Source organism: Gemella bergeri ATCC 700627 (genome assembly GCF_000469465.1).
GTDB classification, from domain to species: Bacteria; Bacillota; Bacilli; order Staphylococcales; family Gemellaceae; genus Gemella; species Gemella bergeri.
Window position 1 is genome coordinate 1 of the sequence record NZ_KI271824.1, and the last position, 9,131, is coordinate 9,131.

The following is a 9,131-nucleotide window of genomic DNA, read 5'->3' on the forward strand; positions in this document are numbered from 1 at the left end:
GTATTTATTATACAACCAAAAATGATATGTACCCCTTTTACTGGTTTGTCCAGTAAAAGGGGTATTATTATAATCATATATTATTTAACGATTAAATAAAATTAATTATTATCAAGTAGTTTTTTCATGAATTTCTTATTATCTATAATTGCTCTTGTATGATTGGCATCACCAATTTTTTTATTATTTTCAAATGCTTCAAGAGAGAAAATAATTATTTTTTCTTTTATTATTTCTTTTACACATCCCTTGACTAAAACTGTTTTACCAATTAAAGTAGGTGCAATATGATTTATATTTATATTAATTCCAACACTACCGCAACCATCTTCTAAAAAAGTATTTAGATACTCTTTTGAAACCTGTTCCATAAAAGCTACTAAGCTAGGGGTAGCTAAAACTTCTAGGTCACCGCTTTTCATATTTTTAGCACTGTGTTGTTTTTCTACCAAAAAATTTTTTTCAAATAGTTTATTTAATTTTATATTCATAGCAGACTCCTTTATTCATAAAATACAACATTATAATTGATAAATTTTTTATTTTTATAATTGAATTTTGCTGAAAAAAACGGTTTATTAGTAACTAACCACTCTAAAAAAATATAATCACCTTCCCAAGTATTTATTTTGTTTATTTCCGATTTTTTCACCCAAACTAAATCACCTTCATTGCAATTTTTTGTTAGGGTTCCGTTAAAATTATCAGCAGTAAAAACATAAGTGTACCAATCTTTCTCACCATCAAATAAAGGAAATGAAATTATTCCTCTAAGACGTGGATTTATAATATTAAGATTAGTTTCTTCTTTTACTTCTCTAACAACGCAGTCTTCGGGGCTTTCGCCCGCTTCAAATTTTCCGCCGACACTAATAGTTAATCCTTCATGAATATCATTTTTCTTCTTTGTTCTCTTGAGCATAAGAAAATTTTCACCGTCATCAACGTAACACATGGTAGCTAAAACATGTTTCACTAATTTATCCTCCTCTAAATAAAAAGAAAAGAAGAACAAACCTTACTTCTTTTCTTCTAAATTTTTTGATAAAATTATTATTTATATCTTATTCACTACGTTTTCTATCAAATCCTAAAAGTTCTAATAACGCAACCGCTACTGTAAATATTACAGCTAAAATAGCACAATTTTGCACAGAATAACTTTGACCGTTGCTTCCTAAAATCGATGTTATTATAAATATTGCGACAAAAGAAAAGATAAATGCCCAGATTAGTGAAACTAAAAATCTCATTCTAATCCCTCCTTCAATATGTTTACACTCCTATTATACAACTAATAATAAAAAGTTACAAGATGTTAAAATAAATTTTAATTTTTCAGTAATAAAACGTTTTATTTTACAACTTATCTAAAATAAAAATTTAATAAAGTAACATAAAAGAAAATTTTTGTGATATAATATTAAGTTATAGAGGTGATGGTTATGTACGAAAAATTATTAATTGACGGTGAATTGAGAAACAATATTTCAGAAGAATTATTAGATTTATTTAATGAAAAAAATATTAATTATGAATTTTCCAATGGAAAAGAAACATTTGAAAATAACGTATTATTTTTGACAAATAATAAGCATAATTTGAAATCGAAGTATAGTAACGTTTTTTTACTTTCAAACGATTATGATTTTCTTGATGTAAAAAATTCAATTTTTATAAAAAATTTGGAAGATGTAATAAGAGTATATGAAAGTGACATATGGCAAAGTTGGGCTAAAGAATTACAATTTTTAGCACAGTGTTCACTAGCCTACAGTAAGGATAAGTTTGATAGAGAACGTGCTGAAAGAATCAGAGAAATTTCTTGTGAGATGTTAAGTTATAAGTATAATGTTACACCGGAAAAAATAAAAATTAATTTTGCCGGTGAACTTGGTTATCAAACTCCAAAAGTTGAAAATAGGGCAGCGATAATAAAAGACAATAAAATACTATTGGTAAAAGAGCAGTTAGACGGAAAATGGGCATTACCCGGAGGGTACCAAGATGTTGACAGATCTGTAAGAGATAATGTTATAAAAGAAGCTAGTGAAGAAGCGGGGGCAATAGTCAATCCTAAAAAATTAATTGCCGTATTTGACTATAATAAACATCATCACGTAAATTTTCCATTTGGAATGGTAAAAATATTTGTTTTGTGTGATTATATTAAACACAAATTTGAGAATAATACGGAGACCGCTGATGCCAAGTTTTTCTCTTTAGATAACCTACCCGATTTATCTATAACACGTACTACTTATAAACAGTTAGAAATGTGTTTTGATTGTTATAATAATCAAGAAACTTGGGATGTTTTGTTTGATTAAAGTTTAAAAGGAAGGAAAAAGTATGAAATTAGGAAAAAATATAATACAAGAAAATCTTCCGGTACAAGAACAATTAATTTTCTGTTTACTATTAACGGTAGTTGGCGGTTTTTTTGATGCATATACCTTTGTTAATTGTGGGGGAATATTCGCCAATGCGCAAACGGGAAATTTAATTTTCGTTGGAATAGGGATAGTTGATGGAAATTTTTCAGAAGTTATTCACTATACTGTGCCAATTATTTCGTTTATTGTCGGTGTATTGGTAAGTAAAAGTTTTGAATCTAAATATAAACAGTTATCAATGTTTAAACATATATATATGCTTTTGTTTACTCAAATTTTTGCATTGATTTTTATTTTTCTTAAACAAACAATTTTTGGTATTGATATTAGACCGATTGTAATTTCATTTATTTGTGCAATACAATTTGACGGTTTCAGAAAAGTTAATAATCTTGCTTTTGCCAGTGTTTTTTGTACAGGTAATTTACGCTCTATGAGTGAACATTTATATAGATATATATTTTTGAGACAAAAGAATAGTAAATTACCATTTTTAATTTATAGCTTGGTTATTTCAGTATTTTTATTTGGAGTAGTTTTTGGGGCAGCAGTATCAAAATATTTTTTCCATAAGGCGATACTTACTCCAATAGTAGTTATTATAATAAATATTTTCTTTGTTAAAATTATTCAAAATGATTTTACGAGAAAAGCATAATGATATATATTTACATAAAGTTTTAGCAATGTTATAATTTAGTATAGAAATAAAATTTTAGGGAAAATAGTTTTGAAGTACTAGGGGGGTATTTTTATGAATGAGAACATACTAAACGGTTTTAAAAAGTATTTATTGGGAAGTAAAAACTTTTCTAATAATACCGTTGAATCATACGATAGAGATATAAAAAAAATCTTGACATACCTTGAAGAAAATGGTTATGATTTAGAAAATTATAAATGGCTTAATGAATCATTTGTTATAGAGTATATTGATTATTTAAAGGATAACAAATATTCTTCTGCAACCTTATCAAGGACTATATCAACTATTCATGGTTTTATTGATTATTTGTATGAAGAGAAAATTATTTCTGAAAGAATAAATATCAATATAAAAATAGATAAAAAAGAAAAAGACGAATTAGTTATTTTTACACGAGGAGAAATTTCAAGAATTTTAGATATTGAACCTTGTACTTTAAATGATTACCGAGATAAAGCTATTTTTGAATTATCATATTCTATTGGAATAAAACCAACTGAATGTATAAATCTGAAAATAAAAGATGTGAATTTAGAAATAGGATACTTAAAATATAAAACTAAGGATGGTGTTAGAACCGTTCCACTAAATGAAGAAGCTATAGTTTCTATAAAAAGTTACATAGAAGAATTAAAAAAACATAAATTTGATACAGATGATAAGTGTAAATTATTTTTAAATCATGATGGAGAGGGAATAAGTCGACAAGGATTTTGGAAAATATTCAAAAAACGTCAACAAGAATTAGGATTGACTAAGGAATTGAATACTATGAATTTTAGAAATTCATTAGCAATTCATCTATTAGAAGATAAAGTTCCGGCTGAAGAAGTTCAGGAAATCTTAGGTTTAAAAAATATTCACAGTTTAAAATTACATTTTAGAAAATTACAACGAAAAAAAAGTGTAAAAAGAATGTTGTCAAATCATCCGAGAAAATCAATAAGATAAGGATTTTATAAATGTATAACGTTGAATTAGAAGTCTTTCAAGGACCGCTTGATTTATTATTGCATCTAATAGAAAAAATGGAAATAGATATTTATAATATTCCAATGGCAAAATTAACGGAAAGTTATTTGGAATATATAAACAATGCGGAAGAATTTTCTTTGGAAAATGCAGAAGAATATATAGTAATGGCAGCAACATTACTCCACATAAAAAGTAAAAATTTATTACCGGTTTTTGATGAAATAAATTCAGAAGAAACAGAAGAAGAATTAGTACAACAGTTAATAGAATACAGAAATTATAAAGAATTAAGTGCTAAATTGGAAAATTTAAAACAGCAAAGAGAATTATTTTTAGATAAAGAAAGCCTTAGTATAGAAGATAAATCCAGTGTAAGAAATTTAAAAATTACTTCTGATAAATTATTAAAAGCTATGGAAAAAGTTTTAAAATCTTATGATAATAATATGGAAGAAACGTTAATTAGCTATAGAAGCGAGTTATCTTTAGAAAAAGTGAAACATACTTTACTTAATATTTTCAAAATAAAAAGGAAAATATTTTTTTCCGAGCTAATTGATTATTATGATACAAAACAGGAGATTGTTCTTGTTTTTATTAGTATATTAGGTATGATAAAAGATCAGGAGTTGTTGTGTATTATCGATGATAATGAAATAAATTTAAAATATTTAATAAAGGAAGAATAATATGCTATTAGATGAAACAAGAAAAACAATAGAGGCACTTCTTTTTATGAAAGGAGAAGATGGAGTTTCAATAGAATTTTTTTCTGCTTTTATGGAAATAGATAGTGCTGAAGCACAAAATATGCTTAATGTTTTTTGTGAAGAATATAATAAAACGAATAATTCTTTAACGATTAAAAGATATGGTTCATTATATAAAATGTTGATAAAAGATGAAATATATAATATGATAAAAAAGGCTATTGTTTCAAAAAATTTAGTAAAATTATCAAAATCTTCACTTGAAACATTGGCGATAATAGCGTACAATCAACCTATAACAAAGACCCAAATCGATAAAATAAGGGGTGTCAATAGTGACACTATAATATACTCTCTTGTAAATAAGGAATTAATTATATCAAATAAAACATTAGATACAATTGGAAAACCGAAATTATATGAAACAACGGAATTGTTTTTGGATGTTTTTGGGTTAGAAAATCTGGAAGAATTACCGAAATCAGAAATTATTAATGAAGATGAATTAACTAAATTTTTAAAAGATTAGGAGATATAAAATGGCGGAAAGACTACAAAAATTAATAGCTGCCTCAGGATATACATCAAGAAGAAAAGCTGAGCAATTAATATTGGACGGGAAGGTCAGCGTAAATGGTTCGGTAGTAAGAGAATTAGGTGTAAAAGCAGAACCTAGCGATATAATTATTGTAGAAGGGACAAGGCTTTTAAAAGAAAACAAAAGGTACTATTTATTTTATAAACCGGAAAAAGTAATTACTTCTATGGCGGACGAGAAAGAAAGAACTTGTGTTAAAGATTTTTTTGAAGCAGTAAATGAAAGAGTAGTACCTGTAGGAAGATTAGATTATGATACATCCGGTGTTATTATAATGTCAAATGACGGGGAATTTATAAATCTTATTACACATCCAAGTCATAAAATAAGAAAAACGTATATTGCTAAAATTAATGGAAAGCTAGAAGAAAAACATTTAAAAATACTACGTTCCGGTGTAAAAATAGATGATTATAAAACATCTCCGGCAGAAGTAAGTATTGTAAAAAATAAAAATAAAAGTTCCAATACCTTAGTTAGACTTACTATTCATGAAGGAAAAAATAGACAGATAAGAAAGATGTTTGAAGCATTAGGTTATGAAGTATTAAAATTAAAGCGTGAATCAATTGAGGATTTAACTTTGGAGGGGTTAAGAAAAGGTGAATATCGTATTTTAACCATTCATGAAGTTAAGAGATTGATAAATAAGGCTAAAAATGGTGATAAGTAGATTATAGGGGGTGAGCTTTTAAGTGGCTGAAAGAATTTTAATAGTTGATGATGAAGAAAGAATTAGAAAATTATTGGTAATGTATCTTGAAAAGGAAGGCTATATTGTTGATGAGGCTGATAATGGACAAGATGGACTTGAAAGATTAAAATACATGGATTATTCCTGTGTTTTATTAGATGTTCATTTACCAATGCTCAATGGGAAAACTATATTAACCGAACTTAGAAAAACAAAAGCCACTCCGGTAATAATTATGTCAGCACAGGCTGATGAGCAAAGTAGGGTGGAAGGTTTTGAGCTTGGTGCTGATGATTATGTGATAAAACCGTTCAGTCCAAGAGAACTAATGTTAAGGGTGAATGCTATTCTACAGAGAACAAAAAGAAGCGTATTTTATACACCGGAGTTATATACAAAAGATGTCTTAGTTTTTCCGGGATTGATAATTGATGTTAATTCACATAAAGTTATCGTAGATGATACTGAGATATTTTTAACACCAAAAGAATTTGACTTACTGATGTTTTTGGCGAAATCACCGGATAAAGCATTTAGGAGAAACGAAATATTAAGAGCTGTTTGGAATTATGATTTCTATACGGATCTTAGAACTGTAGATACACATATAAAGAGGGTTAGAAAAAAAATAGCTAAAATTTCACCTAAAGTAGCACAAATGATAACTACTGTCTGGGGTATTGGCTATAAATTTGACACGTCTTTAAATAGTTTGTAGATTAAGGAGAACCAATGCTATCATTTTATAAAAATTTAGCAAAGTTAACAAGAAATACAAGTAAACTTGTTGGGAAAAAAGGAACAGATTTACCGGGCAAAGTACTAAGAAAATTAGACAAAAATATTTTAGTAAAGTTAGCAAAACAATTTGATGAAATAGTTTTTGTTACAGGTACTAATGGTAAAACAACAACTTCTAATTTAATAGGACATACATTGAAAAAAGCAGGAATAAATTTTGTAAATAACTTTGAGGGAGCCAATATGTTGGATGGAATTATTTCAACATTTGCTGTTCAATCAAATAATAATACAAAATTAGCAATTATAGAAATAGATGAAGGATCCATAAAAAGAGTAATGGAGTATATAACACCTACAAGGTTTGTTATTAATAATTTTTTTAGAGATCAAATAGATCGTTTTGGAGAAATAGATACTTTAATAGCAACAATAGGGGAGCAATTAGAAGGTAAAGATGTTCAACTCATTTTAAACAGTGATGATCCTTTTGTAACAAGACTTGCTAAATACGGTAAAAATAATATATATTTTGGTATAAGCAAAGATGCGTATAAGTTTTCAGATTATGGAATTTCCGAATCTAAATTCTGTCCGAATTGTGGAACAGAATTAACTTATAGTTATATTCATTACAGTCAACTTGGATATTATAAATGTTCAAATTGTGGATTTTCACGTCCTAATCCTGATTATACAGTAACTTATGCTGAGTTAAAACCTTTTATTTCATTAAGTATAAATAATGAAGATAGTTTCTCTACAAGATTAGCTGGAGATTATAATATTTACAATATATTAGCAGCATATACTTTGTTGAATATTTTAGGAATAAAAAAAGAAAAAATTAAAAAAGGGTTAGGAAGCTACACTTCTAAAAATGGTCGAATGCAGAGTATTGAGATTACCAGCAAAACAACTGCATTGTTAAACCTTGCTAAAAATCCGGCAGGACTTAACGCCTCATTAGCTATCGGAAAAACAATAGATACAAGAATAAATTATTTATTGATTTTAAACGATAACGGTGCAGATGGTTTTGATATTTCATGGATTTGGGATACTGATTTTAATATACTGGCTTCTCAAAATATTAATAATATTATTTGTTCAGGTAAACGTGCCAAAGAACTTGCATTAAGGTTGAAATACAGTGAAGTTTATGCCAATATAGTAGTTTTGGAAAATATAAAAGAGGCAGTTGCGAGATTAAAAAAATACAGTGAAAAATATTCTATTGTAATACCGAATTACACAGCACTGATAGAAACTCAAAAAGAATTGGAGAATTAAAATGGAATTGAAATTGTATCATTTTATGCCTGATAAATTAAATCTTTATGGTGATATTGGAAATGTTATAGCACTAAAAAAAAGATGTGAATGGCGTGGTATAAATTTGAAAATAGAAAATATAACTTCAACAGATGGTGTAAAGTTATCAAACTGTGATATGTTCTTTATTGGTGGCGGATCAGACAGAGAACAGTGCATTGCAACTGAACAATTTTCTAAGATAAAAAATGAGTTTAAATCAGCCATAGAAGCCGGAGTGCCGGCATTAACTATTTGTGGTGGTTATCAATTTTTAGGAGAATATTACAAAACTGTAGATGGTGTTAAATTACCGGGATTAAATATTTTAAATTTTTATACGGAATCAAAGAAAGATGCACCACGTTTAATAGGGAATATACTGGTTGAATCAGAAATGTTTGGAAATATCGTCGGTTTTGAAAATCACGGCGGCAGAACATATCATAATTATAATACGCTAGGTAATGTTATAGTTGGATTTGGAAATAATGATTATAATAAAAAAGAAGGGTTATTGTATAATAATTTAATAGGTACATATCTTCATGGGCCAATCTTACCAAAAAATCCTAATGTGGCTGATTATTTAATTAAAGCTGCATTAGATAATAAATATGGAGATTACGAGTGGAAACCGTTAGAAAACAATATTGAATTTATTGCCAACAACCATATGGTAGAATTATTGAAGAAAAATATAAAGTAGTATCAATATCGATACTGCTTTTTTTACCATATATTATTTTACAAATATTCCAGCAACGGTTAGCAGTGGTATGACGCCTACAACTAACTTGGGTTAATTCTAAAATTTTCGGGTCTACAAAATATAGGACTGATAAAAAAACAAGTCCGATTTTTTGTTGAGCCAAATTTTCAGCATCTATGATACGTAAAAATTCGTAGTAGTAAGGCATGCAAGGTTATTCTAATCTATACGAACAAAGTAAGTAAAAGATTAGTAAGTAGCTACTGCCACGGATCAGCAGTTGAC

The 9,131-nt window shown here is 27.7% G+C and carries 12 protein-coding genes; 9 read left to right on the plus strand and 3 right to left on the minus strand.

Translation table 11 applies throughout. The features are described 5' to 3' along the window. Window positions 1-101 precede the first annotated feature (101 nt). From HMPREF1983_RS02970 to HMPREF1983_RS02980, 3 genes are all read right to left on the minus strand, one after another. Window positions 102-491, minus strand: coding sequence for a thioesterase family protein (locus HMPREF1983_RS02970; protein ID WP_021752809.1), 390 nt, complete (start codon window positions 489-491; stop codon window positions 102-104). An 11-nt stretch (window positions 492-502) separates the two neighbouring features. After that, window positions 503-976, minus strand: coding sequence for an NUDIX hydrolase (locus tag HMPREF1983_RS02975; RefSeq protein WP_021752810.1), 474 nt, complete (start codon window positions 974-976; stop codon window positions 503-505). Window positions 977-1,064: 88 nt separating this feature from the next. Continuing rightward, the gene (locus tag HMPREF1983_RS02980; protein ID WP_021752811.1) at window positions 1,065-1,253 is read right to left on the minus strand and encodes a DUF2929 family protein; all 189 of its coding nucleotides are present in this window, start codon (window positions 1,251-1,253) and stop codon (window positions 1,065-1,067) included. 192 nt (window positions 1,254-1,445) lie between these two features. Here HMPREF1983_RS02980 and HMPREF1983_RS02985 point away from each other — a divergent pair, with 192 nt between their 5' ends. From HMPREF1983_RS02985 to HMPREF1983_RS03025, 9 genes are all read left to right on the plus strand, one after another. Next, on the plus strand, window positions 1,446-2,330 hold the full coding sequence (locus HMPREF1983_RS02985) for an NUDIX hydrolase (protein ID WP_084404567.1): 885 nt from the start codon (window positions 1,446-1,448) through the stop codon (window positions 2,328-2,330). A gap of 22 nt (window positions 2,331-2,352) precedes the next feature. Next, entirely contained in the window at window positions 2,353-3,054 is a 702-nt protein-coding gene (locus HMPREF1983_RS02990; RefSeq protein WP_021752813.1) for a YoaK family protein, read from the plus strand. A 96-nt stretch (window positions 3,055-3,150) separates the two neighbouring features. After that, the gene (locus HMPREF1983_RS02995) at window positions 3,151-4,053 is read left to right on the plus strand and encodes a tyrosine-type recombinase/integrase (protein WP_021752814.1); all 903 of its coding nucleotides are present in this window, start codon (window positions 3,151-3,153) and stop codon (window positions 4,051-4,053) included. An 11-nt stretch (window positions 4,054-4,064) separates the two neighbouring features. After that, window positions 4,065-4,766: a segregation and condensation protein A gene (locus HMPREF1983_RS03000; protein ID WP_021752815.1), complete on the plus strand. Its 702-nt coding sequence runs from the start codon at window positions 4,065-4,067 to the stop codon at window positions 4,764-4,766. A 1-nt stretch (window position 4,767) separates the two neighbouring features. Beyond that, window positions 4,768-5,316, plus strand: coding sequence for an SMC-Scp complex subunit ScpB (scpB, locus tag HMPREF1983_RS03005; RefSeq protein ID WP_021752816.1), 549 nt, complete (start codon window positions 4,768-4,770; stop codon window positions 5,314-5,316). A 10-nt stretch (window positions 5,317-5,326) separates the two neighbouring features. Further along, the gene (locus HMPREF1983_RS03010) at window positions 5,327-6,058 is read left to right on the plus strand and encodes a pseudouridine synthase (protein WP_021752817.1); all 732 of its coding nucleotides are present in this window, start codon (window positions 5,327-5,329) and stop codon (window positions 6,056-6,058) included. Window positions 6,059-6,080: 22 nt separating this feature from the next. Continuing rightward, a complete protein-coding gene (locus tag HMPREF1983_RS03015; RefSeq protein WP_021752818.1) occupies window positions 6,081-6,797 on the plus strand; it encodes a response regulator transcription factor in 717 nt (238 codons plus the stop codon). Window positions 6,798-6,811: 14 nt separating this feature from the next. Next, window positions 6,812-8,113: a Mur ligase family protein gene (locus HMPREF1983_RS03020; RefSeq protein ID WP_021752819.1), complete on the plus strand. Its 1,302-nt coding sequence runs from the start codon at window positions 6,812-6,814 to the stop codon at window positions 8,111-8,113. A gap of 1 nt (window position 8,114) precedes the next feature. Continuing rightward, window positions 8,115-8,843, plus strand: a complete 729-nt coding sequence (locus HMPREF1983_RS03025) for a type 1 glutamine amidotransferase (protein WP_021752820.1) — start codon at window positions 8,115-8,117, stop codon at window positions 8,841-8,843. The last annotated feature ends 288 nt before the right edge of the window (window positions 8,844-9,131 follow it).

Bases quoted from the DNA above. Each gene is read 5' to 3' on its own strand.
- HMPREF1983_RS02970 (WP_021752809.1), bottom strand. From the start codon at position 491: ATGAATATAAAATTAAATAAACTATTTGAAAAAAATTTTTTGGTAGAA.
- HMPREF1983_RS02980 (WP_021752811.1), bottom strand. From the start codon at position 1,253: ATGAGATTTTTAGTTTCACTAATCTGGGCATTTATCTTTTCTTTTGTC.
- HMPREF1983_RS02985 (WP_084404567.1), top strand. From the start codon at position 1,446: ATGTACGAAAAATTATTAATTGACGGTGAATTGAGAAACAATATTTCA.
- HMPREF1983_RS02990 (WP_021752813.1), top strand. From the start codon at position 2,353: ATGAAATTAGGAAAAAATATAATACAAGAAAATCTTCCGGTACAAGAA.
- HMPREF1983_RS02995 (WP_021752814.1), top strand. From the start codon at position 3,151: ATGAATGAGAACATACTAAACGGTTTTAAAAAGTATTTATTGGGAAGT.
- HMPREF1983_RS03000 (WP_021752815.1), top strand. From the start codon at position 4,065: ATGTATAACGTTGAATTAGAAGTCTTTCAAGGACCGCTTGATTTATTA.
- scpB (WP_021752816.1), top strand. From the start codon at position 4,768: ATGCTATTAGATGAAACAAGAAAAACAATAGAGGCACTTCTTTTTATG.
- HMPREF1983_RS03010 (WP_021752817.1), top strand. From the start codon at position 5,327: ATGGCGGAAAGACTACAAAAATTAATAGCTGCCTCAGGATATACATCA.
- HMPREF1983_RS03020 (WP_021752819.1), top strand. From the start codon at position 6,812: ATGCTATCATTTTATAAAAATTTAGCAAAGTTAACAAGAAATACAAGT.
- HMPREF1983_RS03025 (WP_021752820.1), top strand. From the start codon at position 8,115: ATGGAATTGAAATTGTATCATTTTATGCCTGATAAATTAAATCTTTAT.